Origin of the sequence: Rhizobium giardinii bv. giardinii H152 (assembly GCF_000379605.1) — a bacterium.
Taxonomy (GTDB): domain Bacteria; phylum Pseudomonadota; class Alphaproteobacteria; order Rhizobiales; family Rhizobiaceae; genus Pararhizobium; species Pararhizobium giardinii.
In genome coordinates, this window is the sequence record NZ_KB902578.1 from 309,974 (window position 1) to 323,474 (window position 13,501).

Genomic DNA, 13,501 nt, shown 5'->3' on the forward strand with positions numbered 1-13,501 from the left:
TCAGGTCCGTCTGCCTGACCGGCGCTTGGCGGCCAGGAGGCCGCCGCCCCTGCGGCCGCAATGGGCCCATTGGCGCCGGGGACCCGTATCGACGTGAATGATGCCGTTGCAATAGCGGCCGATGCCGCCGATGCCGGGTGCCGTTCTTGCGGCGGCGATGATCCTGCTTTCCGACACGCCGGGCACGCGGATATCCGCGGCCTGACACAGTCGGTGAAGTGAGCCGCGGCGATGCGCGCGCGGGCGGTGACCTGATGTTACCAGCGGCCGTTGCCCGGTGCTGGCAGCAATATGCGCCAATATGCTTCGCAGTCTGGGCGAGAAGCAGTTGGTCATGACCGAGGCGGTCTGGACGGCATAGGCTACGGTTATGCTGCGGGTGGGAAGGCTGACCTTGCGCCGCTTGCCATCGCTGGCTTCGCTGCTGGTGAAGAAGGACAAGGCGAGCAGGCAGGAAAGAGCAATCGAGAAAACGTCACGCATAGCAATCCCCCTAGGCAAATGCCTCACGGCACGTTGGTTTCGGATGCGGCATGCAAAACGGCATCGACCCGCCGCGCGTTTTGGAGCACGGCAGTCGGACGGCCCCCTTAAACGACGGGGCTTACGGACAAGATGGTAAATTCATCCAAAATGAAGCAAAATTGTGGAATCGAATGTCTACAACGCAAATTGCAGATCATGGTTTGATTGAGTTTTGTATTATAGACAAATTTAAATTAGAGAAAAAAATTCTAGTTTGACTTGGGGTGCGGCCGTTGCGCCAGCTTGAACCGGCGCCGAGGGCGATCGGCCGTGCGCGTTCGCCGCTACATCAGGATCCGCAAACTGCGTGGACGCCTCTTGATCGCTGCCGCGCCTGTGTGCATAAGCCCGCCAACAGCAACAGAGGCCGGGCCCTCCACAAGCCCGAATGAGGACACGATGTCAGACTTCAAGCCGCTCGTTTTTTCCGGCGTCCAGCCCACCGGCAATCTCCATCTCGGCAATTATCTCGGCGCGATCCGCAAGTTCGTGGCGCTGCAGGAAAACAACGATTGCATCTATTGCGTCGTCGACCTGCACGCGATCACCGCGCAACTCGTGCATGCGGACATGCGCAGTCAGATCCGCTCGATCGCCGCCGCCTTCATCGCCGCCGGCATCGACCCGAAGAGGCACATCGTTTTCAACCAGTCGGCTGTGCCGCAGCATGCCGAGCTCGCCTGGATCTTCAATTGCGTCGCCCGCATCGGCTGGATGGAACGCATGACGCAGTTCAAGGACAAGTCCGGCGGCAAGAACGCCGAGCAGATGTCGCTTGGCCTGCTCGCCTATCCGAGCCTGATGGCCGCCGACATTCTCGTCTATCGCGGCACGCATGTGCCGGTTGGCGATGACCAGAAGCAGCATCTGGAGCTTGCCCGCGATATCGCCATGAAGTTCAACATCGACTTCATGGAACATATCCGCAAGACCGGTTACGGCGTCGATATCAAGGTCGGCGAGGAGCCCGTTCACGCCTTTTTCCCGATGGTCGAACCGTTGATCGACGGCCCGGCGCCGCGTGTGATGAGCCTGCGGGACGGGACGAAGAAGATGTCGAAGTCGGACGCGTCCGATCTGTCGCGCATCAACCTGACGGACGACGCCGATGCGATTTCCAAGAAGATCCGCAAGGCAAAGACCGACCCGGATGCCTTGCCGAGCGAGGTCGATGGCCTCAAGGGTCGCGCGGAAGCGGACAACCTCGTTGGCATCTATGCGGCGCTTGCCGACAAGACTAAGGGCCAGGTTCTGGAGGAGTTCGGCGGCCAGCAGTTCTCGGTCTTCAAGCCGGCGCTGGTGGATCTGGCGGTCAACGTTCTTGCGCCGATTTCGGGCGAAATGCGCCGCCTGATGGATGACACGACCCACATCGACGGCATCCTGCGCGATGGCGGCGAGCGGGCCCGGGCGAGGGCGGAAGTGACGATGAACCAGGTCCGGGAGATCGTCGGCTTTCTGCAATAAACCGACGCAAAAGAAACCTTGCAGCCAAAAATATCGGGTGTAAGAGTCCCGCTATGGTTTCAACACGACTCTCACGACTGGAAGGTCACCGCCGTAAATTTATGGCGGTGATCGACGATACGCCGGAATGCGGCCGGGCCGTTCACTATGCCGGCATGAGGGCCAAGAATTCCAACGGCGGCCTGGTTCTTCTGTACGTCATTGCCGACGGCGATTTCCAGCAATGGCTTGGCGTCGAAGGCATCATGCGGGCAGAAGCGCGCGAGGAGGCCGAGGCGACGCTCGCCAAGATCGCCCAGACGGTGCGCGAGACGATAGGCATCGAACCGGAGATGGTGATCCGCGAAGGCAGCGCCACCGAGCAGATCTACAGCCTGATCGAGGAAGACCGGGACATCGCGATCCTCGTGCTCGCAGCCGGTTCCGCCAAGGATGGCCCGGGGCCGCTGGTATCCTCGATCGCCGGCAAGACGGCGGCATTTCCGATCCCGGTGACGGTCATACCGGACACCCTGACGGATGCGGAAATCGACGCGTTGAGCTGAAGGCAGCATCAGTCGTTTTCATCCTTCCCGGCCGGAATCGGTCCCTGGCGCATCTTGAAGCCGTTGTTCAAACGGCCTATATTTTTGAATAATTCTAAACAGGCTGGTTGAACGTCATCCCGGCCGACGCGGAGAAAGACATGTTCATCCAGACTGAAGCCACGCCGAACCCGGCGACGTTGAAATTCCTGCCCGGCAAGGTGGTCATGGAAAACGGCACGGCCGAATTCCGTGATGCCGAAGAAGCGGCGGCCGGTTCGGCGCTCGCCTCCCGGCTGTTCATGATACCTGGCGTCACCGGGGTCTATTTCGGCTACGATTTCATCACCGTGACCAAGGAAGATCAGGAATGGCAGCACCTGAAGCCCGCCATTCTCGGCTCGATCATGGAACACTTCATGTCCGGCCAGCCGGTCATGGCGGTGCAGACCCGCGCCGAAGAGAGCGATCTGGACGGCGAGTTCTTCGACGAAGGTGACGAGACGATCGTCGCCACGATCAAGGAACTGCTGGAAAGCCGCGTCCGCCCGGCCGTTGCCCAGGATGGCGGCGACATCACCTTCAAGGGGTTCCGCGACGGGGTCGTCTTCCTCAACATGAAGGGTGCCTGCTCCGGTTGCCCGTCCTCGACGGCGACGCTGAAGCACGGAGTGCAGAACCTTTTGCACCATTTCATTCCCGAGGTGCAGGCGGTTGAAGCCGTCTGAGCGAGCGTACAGCCAGTGCCGCGACTATGCGTTAGAGTTCTCCACCTATGATCGTCCTGGCCATCGATACGGCTGGGACAGGTTGTTTTGCCGCCGTTTATGACAGCACCGCCGATAAAATACTGGCATCTGCCGGTGCCGATATCGGCCGCGGTCACGCCGAGCGGCTCTTGGCCTTCGTCGACCAGGCGCTTGCCGAAAGCGGCAAGGTCTTGTCCGCCATCGATCGCATTGCCGTTACCATCGGCCCCGGCTCGTTTACCGGTATCCGGGTCGGTGTTGCCGCAGCGCGCGGCTTCGCTCTCGCCCTCGGCGTGCCGTCGGTCGGGGTGTCCATCCTCGCCGCGCTTGCCAAATCTGCGGCCGAAAAACATCCGGGCCGGCCGGTGCTGGCCGCAATGGATGCGAAACGCGACGAACTCTATTGCCAGATATTCGAGGCGGGCGGCACGCCGCGGACCGAGGCGCAGATCGTCCAGCTTGACGATGCGCGGCGCATGTTCACCGGTTTCGACGGCGTCGTCTGCGGCTCCGCCACCCGCCATCTGACCGATGCTCCTTTGCCGGATGTGGCTGAGGTCGACGCCGCCGACATCGGCATCGTGGCGCGGCTGGGCGCGGCCGCTGATCCCTCGCAGGGCAAGCCGAGCCCGCTTTATCTGCGCGGGCCGGATGTGAGGCCGCAGGCCGGCTTTGCCGTTGCGCGGGCGTAAGAGCGTAAGATGTCGCTGACGGACTATTTCATCCGCAAGCCCGAGTTCGAGATCGTCCCGCTGGAAACGGACGACCTGCCGCAGGCTGCTGCCATCCACCAGTTGCGCTTCGCATCGCCGTGGAGCGATGGCGAACTACATTCCCTGCTGGTTCAGGACACGGTCTTCGGTTTTGTCGCGCGCCAGAGCAATGCCTATGGGCGGCCTTTGACCGGCGGCTTCGTGCTGTCGCGCGTCGCCGCCGGAGAGGCGGAAATCCTGACGATCGGCGTCGATCCACGGTTCGCGCGCCTGGGCCTCGGCTGGCGGCTGATGCGCGCAGCGCTGCGCGAGGCGCGCGATCAGGCGGCCGAAGCGGTCTTCCTCGAAGTCGATGAAACCAATGGTGCGGCCATTGGCCTCTATCGCAAGCTCGGTTTTGTCGATGTCGGCAAAAGACGGGCCTATTATCAGGGTCCTGGCGGCACCAGAACCGCAGCCCTTGTCATGCGCCTCGATCTTGGCTAGCCCTACGGGCTCTGAAAGGGGGACGCGCTTGCGCCGCCACGCCGACGAGACGATCACCGATCGAGTTAGACGCTGCGCTGCGGTCCGGCTGCAGGCGTGGAGTTTGTGCGCGTGATCAATTGGCTGCGCGTCACGCTCTGCATGACACTGTTGTTTGTCGCGACGCTCGTTTTGCTTCCGATGCAATTGGTCTTTCTCTGGCTGGATGCGCCTCAAAGGCGCAGGGTCCCGCGTCTCTGGCATCGCATGGCCTGCCGTCTGGTCGGAATCCAAGTGCGTGTGCATGGCATGCCGGATCGCCAGCGGCCGCTGATGCTGGTGTCAAACCATGCGAGCTGGAAGGATATACTCGTGCTTGGCTCGATCGCCGATGTGGTGTTCGTTGCCAAGTCAGACGTGAAGGCCTGGCCGGTCTTCGGCCTGCTTGCCCGGCTGCAGAAGACGATCTTCATCGAGCGCGACCAGAAGCGCACCACCGGCAATCAGGTCAACGAGATCGGCAAGCGGCTGGCCGACGGCGAGATCGTCGTTCTGTTTCCCGAAGGCACGACCTCGGACGGCAACCGGCTGCTCGAAATCAAGACGTCGCTGTTCGGCGCCGCTGCCGCTGCCGTGCCGTTGTCGCCGACGGGTGTCGTGCACGTCCAGCCGGTTGCCATCGCCTATACCGGCATTCATGGCATGCCGATGGGGCGCTACCACCGGTCGGTCGCGGCCTGGCCCGGCGATATCGCGCTTGCGCCGCATCTGCTCGGCATCCTCTACGAGGGCGCGGTCGACGTCGACGTCATCTTTGGCGAGCAGATCACCTATACGCCGCAGAGCAACCGCAAGGCCGTCAGCCGGCAGGTGGAGAAGAGCATCCGCTCCGTGCTGGCGCTCAAGCTGCGCGGCCGCTGAACGCCGAAAGGGCTTCAATTTTGCGCCTCTTTGCTCTATGGAACCGCCCATGACACAGGAAACAGCAGTTTTGTCCGCAAAGCCCGAAATGGCGCTCGAAAGCTCAGCAGTCCGCAAGGTTTTTGTGAAGACCTACGGCTGCCAGATGAACGTCTATGATTCCGACCGGATGACCGACGCGCTGGCCAAGGACGGCTATGTTGCGACCGATGTCATGGAAGATGCCGATCTGGTGCTGCTGAACACCTGTCACATCCGCGAGAAGGCGGCCGAAAAGGTCTATTCGGCGCTTGGCCGCCTGCGCGAGCTGAAGAAGAAAAAGGCCGGCGAGGGCCGCGAGATGATGATCGGCGTCGCCGGCTGCGTCGCCCAGGCCGAGGGTGACGAGATATTGCGCCGCGCGCCGGCCGTCGACCTGGTCATCGGCCCGCAGACCTATCACCGCCTGCCGGAGGCCCTGAAGCGCGTCAAGCGCGGCGAGCGGGTGCTCGAAACCGACTACGCCATCGAGGACAAGTTCGAGCACCTTCCGGCGCCCGACAAGGCAAAGACCAGGGCGCGTGGCGTCACCGCCTTTTTGACCGTCCAGGAAGGCTGCGACAAGTTCTGCACCTTCTGCGTCGTGCCCTATACGCGCGGCTCGGAAGTCTCCCGCCCGGTCGCCCAGATCGTTTCCGAAGCGCAGAAACTGGTCGATGGCGGCGTGCGCGAAATCACGTTGCTCGGCCAGAACGTCAATGCCTGGCACGGCAGTGTCCCGAATGGTGAAAAATGGGGGCTCGGCGAGCTTCTCCATCGCCTGAGCGAAATCGACGGCCTTGCCCGCCTGCGCTATACGACCAGCCACCCGCGTGACATGGACGACAGCCTGATTGCCGCGCACCGCGACCTGCCCCAGCTGATGCCCTATCTGCACCTGCCGATCCAGTCCGGCTCAAACCGTATCCTGAAAGCGATGAACCGGCGCCACACGACGGCCGAGTACATCGCGCTGATTGCCCGCATCAAGGCGGCGCGGCCCGATCTTGCACTGTCCGGCGATTTCATCGTCGGCTTCCCCGGCGAGACCGACGAGGACTTCGCCGATACGCTCCGGCTTGTCGAGACGGTTGGTTATGCACAGGCATTTTCCTTCAAATATTCCACCCGCCCGGGCACGCCTGGCGCCGACCTTGAGGATCAGGTGCCGGAGGACGTAAAGGCCAACCGATTGGAAATATTGCAGGCTTTGCTGCTGAAGCAGCAGCATGCCTTTGCCGAGCAGTGTGTTGGCAAGACCATCGACCTGCTTCTGGAGAAGCCCGGCCGCATGCCGGGCCAGTTGATCGGCCGGTCGCCCTGGCTGCAGTCGGTGAATGTTGATGCAAAGTCATCGCAAATCGGTGACATTATCTCTGTACGAATCACAGGTACGGGCCCTAACAGTCTGTTTGCCGAGGTGGTAAGCTGAGGGACCGCTAACTCAAGGAGCCTGACCGCTTGAACGGACACGAATTGGTCTCATCATCGCCGCGCCAGTCGAAAACATCCGCGACAGACGTCAATCACTTCGTGCTCACATTTGAGAACAACCGCTTCGCCAGTGAGCTTTTCGGTCAGTTCGATCAGAACCTGAAGCTGATCGAGCAGCGCCTGCACATCGATGCGCGTCCGCGCGGCAATTCGGTTGCGATCTCGGGCGACATGGTCGCCACCAATCAGGCGCGCCGAGCGCTCGACTATCTCTATGGGCGCCTGCAGAACGGCAGTACGGTCGAGGTTTCCGACGTCGAAGGCGCGATCCGCATGGCCGTTGCCGCCGATGATCAACTGCAGCTTCCAACGCTGGAAAAGAAGGCCAAGCTGAACCTCGCCCAGATTTCCACCCGCAAGAAGACCATTGCCGCCCGCACCCCGACGCAGGATGCCTATATCCGCGCGCTGGAACGGTCCGAGCTGGTTTTCGGCGTCGGCCCGGCAGGCACCGGCAAGACCTATCTCGCGGTGGCCCATGCGGCCCAGCTGCTGGAGCGCGGCGCCGTCGATCGCATCGTGCTGTCGCGTCCTGCCGTGGAGGCAGGCGAACGCCTCGGCTTCCTGCCGGGCGACATGAAGGACAAGGTCGATCCCTATCTGCGGCCGCTCTACGACGCGCTCTACGACATGATGCCGGGCGACAAGGTCGAGCGGGCGATCACCGCCGGCGTCATCGAAATCGCCCCGCTCGCCTTCATGCGCGGCCGCACACTTGCCAATGCCGCCGTCATTCTTGACGAGGCGCAGAACACCACTGCGATGCAGATGAAGATGTTCCTGACGCGTCTCGGTGAAAACGGCCGCATGATCGTCACCGGGGATCCGAGCCAGGTCGATCTGCCACGCGGCGTCAAGTCCGGCCTTGTCGAAGCGCTGCAGATCCTGCGCGGCGTCGAAGGTGTCTCCGTCGTCCGCTTCAAGGATGCCGATGTCGTGCGCCATCCGATGGTTGCCCGTATTGTCCGCGCCTACGAGGCATCGACCGCCGTGCATGACGAAAGCGAGCAGAGCGACCGCTAAGGGCGGCCGCAGCCAGTCATGACTAGCCTTGATATCCAGATCAGCGTCGAGGAGGGCCCCTGGTCCTCCGAGGCTGCGCTCCAGTCGCTCAGCGAGCGCGTCCTCGGCGCGGCCGCCGATTTCCTCCGTCGCGAGGAAAAACAGCCGTTTCCGAAAATGCCGCCGGAAGTGTCGCTGGTTTTTACCGACGATGCTTCCATCCGCGAGATCAATGCGCAATGGCGCAACCAGGACAAGCCGACCAATGTCCTCTCATTCCCGGCTTTTCCGCTGACGCCCGGCAAGATGCCGGGGCCGATGCTCGGCGACATCATCCTTGCCCAGGAAACGCTGGTGCGGGAAGCTCAGGCGCTCGGCAAGCCGTTTGACGAGCATCTGAGCCATCTCCTTGTGCATGGATTTCTGCATCTTTTCGGCTATGATCACATGGAAGAGAACGATGCCGAAAGAATGGAGAGCCTTGAGACTCGCATTTTGGCCGGTCTTGGGCTATCTGATCCCTATGGGGACGGTGATCCCGTATGATAGTTTGGAACGATGAGCGATTTTAGAACACAGCCGGCCGCGGCTGTAAGAGATGAGGCAGAAGCCTCCAGTCAGGACGAAGCGGGCAGTAGTAGCACCGTCCAGAAGCCTGAGAGCGGCAAATCCGGCTCCTCCTTCTGGAGCCGTGCGGCCCGAATTTGGCGCGCCGGCAGCAGCTCCAGCATTCGTGAAGATCTCGCTGACGCGCTGATGACCGATCCTGGCGCCGATACCGCCTTCTCGCCTGCCGAGCGAGCCATGCTCAACAATATTCTCCGCTTCCGTGAGGTGCGCGTCGAGGACGTGATGGTGCCGCGTGCCGATATCGAAGCGGTCGATCTCTCGATCACCATCGGTGAGCTGATGGTCATCTTCGAGGAATCCGGCCGTTCGCGCATGCCGGTCTATAGCGAGAGCCTCGATGATCCGCGCGGCATGGTGCACATCCGCGATCTGCTTTCCTATGTTACCAAGCAGGCGCGCAACAAGCGCCGCAACGGCAGCCGCTCCCCCGCGAGTGTTGCAAACTCCGCCGAAAAAACAGAAAAGCCGGCGCGCCAGCCAAAGCCGAGCTTCGATTTGGGACGCATCGATCTGTCGAAGACCGTCGAAGAGGCCGGCATCATCCGCCAGGTGCTGTTCGTGCCGCCGTCGATGCACGCATCCGACCTGATGCAGCGCATGCAGGCCGCCCGTATTCAGATGGCGCTGGTCATCGACGAATATGGCGGCACCGATGGTCTCGCCTCGCTCGAGGATATCGTGGAGATGGTCGTCGGCGATATCGAGGACGAGCATGACGATGAAGAGGTGATGTTCGCCAAGACCTCCGATGACGTGTTCGTCGCCGACGCCCGCGTCGAACTGGAGGAGATCGCCGCAGCGATCGGGCCGGATTTCGACGTGCGCGAGCAGCTTGAGGATGTCGATACGCTGGGTGGTCTGGTCTTTGCGTCGCTCGGCCGTATTCCGGCCCGCGGTGAAGTTGTCCAGGCGATTCCGGGCTTCGAATTCCAGGTGCTCGATGCCGATCCGCGCCGGGTGAAACGAGTGCGGATCGTCCGCAAACGTCCGCCGGCCCGCCGCCGGCCCTTCAAGGGCGACGAGGATGCGCCGGTCGAGGCAACTTCGCTCACCAGCGACGAAAAATCCCTGCGCGAAACGGGATAAAGCTTCGCTTTCCGTAACCCGGCGCCGTATCGAGGCACGACAAGCAGTCACTTTTTTGGAAAACTGCGGGCGTGATTCGAATGGGCGGCTTGCGCCCACCGCACGCCTCGCTTGGCAATGTGCGGTTCACGCCGGTTTGGGGGAATGAATGGAGTGGCTTGCGGGCAGGATCATGCTGTTGTCTGGCGCGCGCCGGGCGCTTGTCGCCTTTACCGCCGGGCTGGTGGCCGTCTTTGCCCTGCCGCCCTTCGGTATCTTCGCCGCGCCGTTTCTGTCCTTCCCCGTTCTCGTCTGGCTCATCGACGGCGCTTCAGGCAATCCGGATCATGGGGCGTTGCGGCGTAGCTTTCCCGCATTCTTCGTCGGCTGGTGTTTTGGCTTCGGCTACTTCCTCGGCGGTCTCTGGTGGCTGGGCAATGCGCTGCTCGTCGAGGCCGACGAATTCGCCTGGGCCGTGCCGCTTGCCGTCGTCGGGCTGCCTGCCTTTCTTGCCATCTTCTATGCTTTCGCGGCGGCGCTCGCCCGCCTTCTCTGGTCGGATGGCGTGGGTCGCATCGCCGCGCTCGCCTTTGCCTTCGGACTGTTCGAGTGGCTGCGCAGCTTCATCCTTACCGGCTTTCCCTGGAACGCAATCGGCTATGCGGCCATGCCGGTGCCGCTGATGATGCAGTCGGCGGCGGTGATCGGTCTTGCCGGCGTCAACATGCTGGCCGTTTTTGTCTTCGCATCGCCGGCCCTGATCGGTACTCGCAAGGGGCTTCGGACGGGCCTCTGTCTTAGCGCACTTCTCGTTGCAGCCCATTTTGGTTACGGATTTTACCGGCTGAACCAGCCGCTGCCTTTGCCTGCGGATCCGGCCGTCACCATCCGTCTCGTACAGCCGCTGATCGATCAGTCCAAGAAGTTCGATGACAGCGAGCGGCGCGCGATCTTCGAGGAGCATCTCAAGCTTACCGAAGCGCCGGCGGAAAACGGCGGCAAGCGCCCGGACGTCGTGATTTGGCCGGAAACCGCCGTGCCTTTCATCCTGACCGAAAATCCAGACGCGCTGATACGGATTTCCGATGTGCTGCAGGAGGGCCAGATCCTCATCGCGGGGGCGGTCCGGGCCGAGGATGCAGGGGCCGGCCAGCCGCCGCGTTATTACAATTCGATCTATGTGATCGACGATCGCGGCCAGATCGTCGGCGCTTCCGACAAGATGCATCTCGTGCCCTTCGGAGAGTACTTGCCGCTTGAAAGCCTGCTGGTCTCGGCCGGCTTGAATGCCATTGCGGCCGACATGCCCGGCGGCTTCTCTTCGGCAGCAACGCGCTCGCTCCTCACCTTGCCGGGTGGCAAGACGCTTTACCCGCTGATTTGCTATGAGGCGATCTTCCCGCGGGAGATCGGCAGTGATGCACTGGCCGCGAATGCACTGCTGAATATCACCAATGATGCCTGGTTCGGCAATACGCCTGGCCCCTACCAGCATTTCCAGCAGGCGCAGCTGCGCAGCGTCGAGACGGGCCTGCCGCTGATCCGCGATGCCAATTCCGGCGTATCGGCGATCGTCGATGCGCGCGGCGAGGTCGTCACCGGTTTTCCGTTCGGCACCCGCGGATTCGTGGACACAATCTTGCCGGGAAAGATTGCCCTGCCGATGGCTCCCGAGGAACAGGGCAGAAACGGGTTGTTGCTCGCGGGCCTGATATTCGGCCTCGCGATTATTTCCCGCGTTAGTTTTATTTTCCGGGAGAATTGACCAAAAACCCCTAAAATTGCATAGTAGCTTCTACCAATGATCCTTACCTATGTTTCAGAGGGTTTCCGCCCGGCAGCACAACGTAGCGTGTGTAGTCAGCTCTCTGTAAGTGGCCAGGTTATGGGGCAACTGCAACTCGCTTATTAGGAAACCGTTATGATAGAGAACAAGAAGAAGCCGAACCCGATCGACATCCATGTCGGCAGCCGGATTCGCCTTCGCCGCACCATGCTGGGCATGAGCCAGGAAAAGCTCGGTGAGAGCCTTGGGATCACCTTCCAGCAGATTCAGAAGTACGAAAAAGGAACCAACCGGGTCGGCGCAAGCCGTCTTCAGAACATTTCGAGCATTCTGAATGTTCCGGTATCCTTCTTTTTCGAAGACGCACCGGGCGAGAGTTCGTCCTCCGGTTCGTCAGGCCTGGCCGAAGCCTCCAGCTCGAACTATGTGGTTGATTTCCTGTCGTCATCGGAAGGGCTTCAACTCAACCGTGCCTTCGTCAAGATCGGCGATCCCAAGGTGCGGCGCAAACTGGTGGACCTGGTCAAGGCCCTGGCAGTCGAAGCGGAAGCCGAATAAGGCACCCGCGAGGCGAAACTGAAAAAGCGGCCGGATAGCGCCGCTTTTTTTTGTGCTTTGCAGGACCGGCAACCAGCGCGCTAGGCCGAGGGGTGATTGCCTCAGATCCCGCTTAACCCCCCAAAAAGCGGGAAAAACGTTTCCCTAACGCACATATAAAGATATATTTATGTCCTTGTGTGCTTGTTTTTTGGTGGCATTATCACTAACACGTTCGGAGCCGTTTTTTTCTTTGAGGGGACTTCCCGCATGCGCGCAAACTACCTGTTTACGAGTGAGTCGGTGGCAGAAGGCCATCCCGACAAGGTCTGTGACCGGATCTCGGATGAAATCGTTGATCTTGTGTATCGTGAAGCTGCAAAAACGGGCGTTGACCCCTGGACGGTTCGCATCGCCTGCGAAACGCTGGCAACGACCAACCGGGTGGTTATCGCCGGCGAGGTCCGGGTGCCTGATACCCTGTTGAAGAAAGACAAGGGCGGCAACGTCGTAAAGGATGCGGCGGGACACCCGCTGATCAATCCTGCGAAGTTCAAGGCTGCTGCCCGCAAGGCGATCCGTGAAATCGGCTATGAACAGGCTGGCTTCCACTGGAAAACCGCAAAGATCGATGTGCTGCTGCATCCGCAGTCCGCTGACATCGCCCAAGGCGTGGACAACGCTGCCGACAAGCAGGGCGATGAAGGTGCGGGCGACCAGGGCATCATGTTCGGCTATGCTTGCCGCGAAACTGCCGACCTCATGCCGGCGCCGATCTATTACTCGCACCGCATCCTCGCCCTGCTCGCAACCGCCCGCAAGGCAGGTCAGGGCGACGCCGGCCTGCTTGGTCCGGATGCAAAGAGCCAGGTCACCGTCCGCTATGTCGACGGCAAGCCGCGTGAAGTGACGTCGATCGTCCTGTCGACCCAGCATCTCGACGGCAACTGGGACTCGGCCAAGGTTCGCGCCGTTGTCGAGCCCTATATCCGCGAAGCACTGCACGACATCGAGATCGCCAAGGATTGCAACTGGTACATCAACCCGACGGGCAAATTCGTCATTGGCGGTCCTGACGGCGATGCGGGCCTGACCGGCCGCAAGATCATCGTTGATACCTATGGCGGCGCAGCTCCCCATGGCGGCGGCGCCTTCTCCGGCAAGGACACGACCAAGGTCGACCGTTCGGCCGCCTACGCCGCCCGCTATCTGGCCAAGAACGTCGTTGCCGCCGGCCTCTCCGATCGCTGCACGATCCAGATTTCCTACGCGATCGGCGTTGCTCAGCCGCTGTCGATCTATGTCGATCTGCACGGCACCGGCAAGGTGACCGAGGATCAGGTCGAACAGGCCATCCGCAAGACGATGGACCTGTCGCCTTCCGGCATCCGCCGCCACCTCGACCTCAACAAGCCGATCTACGCCAAAACCTCGGCTTACGGCCATTTCGGCCGCAAGGCAGGCCGCGACGGTTCCTTCTCCTGGGAGAAGCTCGATCTGGTGAAGCCGCTCAGGGACGCCTTGAAAGAGGACACTTTGAAGGCTGCCTGATCCGGCCTCTGGACGAGTGATGGAAGAAGACAGTAAAGAGCGGGTGTTTCCTTG

At 61.5% G+C, this 13,501-nt stretch carries 15 protein-coding genes; 14 read left to right on the forward strand and 1 reads right to left on the reverse strand.

What is annotated here, in order from left to right; translation table 11 throughout:
* A complete protein-coding gene (locus A3AY_RS0101550; protein ID WP_018323912.1) occupies positions 1 to 483 on the reverse strand; it encodes a YcbK family protein in 483 nt (160 codons plus the stop codon).
* Positions 484 to 533: 50 nt separating this feature from the next.
* Between A3AY_RS0101550 and A3AY_RS38845 the strand changes: the two genes are divergently transcribed.
* The 14 genes from A3AY_RS38845 to metK all read left to right on the forward strand — a co-directional run bounded on the left by A3AY_RS38845 (position 534) and on the right by metK (position 13,447).
* Complete coding sequence (locus tag A3AY_RS38845) at positions 534 to 743, forward strand: hypothetical protein (protein ID WP_154663235.1); 210 nt, start codon at positions 534 to 536, stop codon at positions 741 to 743.
* A gap of 181 nt (positions 744 to 924) precedes the next feature.
* Positions 925 to 1,992: a tryptophan--tRNA ligase gene (gene trpS / locus A3AY_RS0101555; RefSeq protein WP_018323913.1), complete on the forward strand. Its 1,068-nt coding sequence runs from the start codon at positions 925 to 927 to the stop codon at positions 1,990 to 1,992.
* Between the two features lie 53 nt (positions 1,993 to 2,045).
* Positions 2,046 to 2,537, forward strand: a complete 492-nt coding sequence (locus A3AY_RS0101560; RefSeq protein WP_026203010.1) for a universal stress protein — start codon at positions 2,046 to 2,048, stop codon at positions 2,535 to 2,537.
* Positions 2,538 to 2,677: 140 nt separating this feature from the next.
* Positions 2,678 to 3,244 carry a NifU family protein gene (locus A3AY_RS0101565; RefSeq protein WP_018323915.1) on the forward strand — a complete coding sequence of 189 codons (567 nt, stop codon included), beginning with the start codon at positions 2,678 to 2,680 and terminating at the stop codon, positions 3,242 to 3,244.
* Between the two features lie 47 nt (positions 3,245 to 3,291).
* The gene (gene tsaB / locus A3AY_RS0101570; protein WP_018323916.1) at positions 3,292 to 3,957 is read left to right on the forward strand and encodes a tRNA (adenosine(37)-N6)-threonylcarbamoyltransferase complex dimerization subunit type 1 TsaB; all 666 of its coding nucleotides are present in this window, start codon (positions 3,292 to 3,294) and stop codon (positions 3,955 to 3,957) included.
* 9 nt (positions 3,958 to 3,966) lie between these two features.
* Positions 3,967 to 4,464, forward strand: coding sequence for a GNAT family N-acetyltransferase (locus tag A3AY_RS0101575; protein WP_018323917.1), 498 nt, complete (start codon positions 3,967 to 3,969; stop codon positions 4,462 to 4,464).
* A gap of 111 nt (positions 4,465 to 4,575) precedes the next feature.
* Entirely contained in the window at positions 4,576 to 5,364 is a 789-nt protein-coding gene (gene olsA, locus A3AY_RS0101580) for a lyso-ornithine lipid O-acyltransferase (protein ID WP_018323918.1), read from the forward strand.
* A 49-nt stretch (positions 5,365 to 5,413) separates the two neighbouring features.
* Entirely contained in the window at positions 5,414 to 6,814 is a 1,401-nt protein-coding gene (gene miaB, locus A3AY_RS0101585; protein WP_018323919.1) for a tRNA (N6-isopentenyl adenosine(37)-C2)-methylthiotransferase MiaB, read from the forward strand.
* A 29-nt stretch (positions 6,815 to 6,843) separates the two neighbouring features.
* Complete coding sequence (locus tag A3AY_RS0101590; RefSeq protein WP_018323920.1) at positions 6,844 to 7,899, forward strand: PhoH family protein; 1,056 nt, start codon at positions 6,844 to 6,846, stop codon at positions 7,897 to 7,899.
* Positions 7,900 to 7,917: 18 nt separating this feature from the next.
* Positions 7,918 to 8,424 (forward strand): rRNA maturation RNase YbeY, encoded by a 507-nt coding sequence (gene ybeY, locus A3AY_RS0101595; protein ID WP_018323921.1) that lies wholly within the window; start codon positions 7,918 to 7,920, stop codon positions 8,422 to 8,424.
* Positions 8,425 to 8,436: 12 nt separating this feature from the next.
* Positions 8,437 to 9,594: a transporter associated domain-containing protein gene (locus A3AY_RS0101600; RefSeq protein WP_026203011.1), complete on the forward strand. Its 1,158-nt coding sequence runs from the start codon at positions 8,437 to 8,439 to the stop codon at positions 9,592 to 9,594.
* Positions 9,595 to 9,742: 148 nt separating this feature from the next.
* Positions 9,743 to 11,338, forward strand: coding sequence for an apolipoprotein N-acyltransferase (gene lnt / locus A3AY_RS0101605; RefSeq protein ID WP_018323924.1), 1,596 nt, complete (start codon positions 9,743 to 9,745; stop codon positions 11,336 to 11,338).
* Positions 11,339 to 11,494: 156 nt separating this feature from the next.
* Positions 11,495 to 11,917 (forward strand): helix-turn-helix domain-containing protein, encoded by a 423-nt coding sequence (locus A3AY_RS0101610; RefSeq protein WP_018323925.1) that lies wholly within the window; start codon positions 11,495 to 11,497, stop codon positions 11,915 to 11,917.
* A gap of 249 nt (positions 11,918 to 12,166) precedes the next feature.
* On the forward strand, positions 12,167 to 13,447 hold the full coding sequence (metK, locus tag A3AY_RS0101615) for a methionine adenosyltransferase (RefSeq protein WP_018323926.1): 1,281 nt from the start codon (positions 12,167 to 12,169) through the stop codon (positions 13,445 to 13,447).
* Positions 13,448 to 13,501 lie beyond the last annotated feature (54 nt).

What these genes read in the sequence shown, in the direction of transcription:
- A3AY_RS0101550 (WP_018323912.1), bottom strand. Translation starts at nt 483, where the DNA reads ATGCGTGACGTTTTCTCGATTGCTCTTTCCTGCCTGCTCGCCTTGTCC.
- A3AY_RS38845 (WP_154663235.1), top strand. Translation starts at nt 534, where the DNA reads ATGCAAAACGGCATCGACCCGCCGCGCGTTTTGGAGCACGGCAGTCGG.
- trpS (WP_018323913.1), top strand. Translation starts at nt 925, where the DNA reads ATGTCAGACTTCAAGCCGCTCGTTTTTTCCGGCGTCCAGCCCACCGGC.
- A3AY_RS0101560 (WP_026203010.1), top strand. Translation starts at nt 2,046, where the DNA reads ATGGTTTCAACACGACTCTCACGACTGGAAGGTCACCGCCGTAAATTT.
- A3AY_RS0101565 (WP_018323915.1), top strand. Translation starts at nt 2,678, where the DNA reads ATGTTCATCCAGACTGAAGCCACGCCGAACCCGGCGACGTTGAAATTC.
- tsaB (WP_018323916.1), top strand. Translation starts at nt 3,292, where the DNA reads ATGATCGTCCTGGCCATCGATACGGCTGGGACAGGTTGTTTTGCCGCC.
- A3AY_RS0101575 (WP_018323917.1), top strand. Translation starts at nt 3,967, where the DNA reads ATGTCGCTGACGGACTATTTCATCCGCAAGCCCGAGTTCGAGATCGTC.
- miaB (WP_018323919.1), top strand. Translation starts at nt 5,414, where the DNA reads ATGACACAGGAAACAGCAGTTTTGTCCGCAAAGCCCGAAATGGCGCTC.
- ybeY (WP_018323921.1), top strand. Translation starts at nt 7,918, where the DNA reads ATGACTAGCCTTGATATCCAGATCAGCGTCGAGGAGGGCCCCTGGTCC.
- A3AY_RS0101600 (WP_026203011.1), top strand. Translation starts at nt 8,437, where the DNA reads ATGAGCGATTTTAGAACACAGCCGGCCGCGGCTGTAAGAGATGAGGCA.
- lnt (WP_018323924.1), top strand. Translation starts at nt 9,743, where the DNA reads ATGGAGTGGCTTGCGGGCAGGATCATGCTGTTGTCTGGCGCGCGCCGG.
- A3AY_RS0101610 (WP_018323925.1), top strand. Translation starts at nt 11,495, where the DNA reads ATGATAGAGAACAAGAAGAAGCCGAACCCGATCGACATCCATGTCGGC.
- metK (WP_018323926.1), top strand. Translation starts at nt 12,167, where the DNA reads ATGCGCGCAAACTACCTGTTTACGAGTGAGTCGGTGGCAGAAGGCCAT.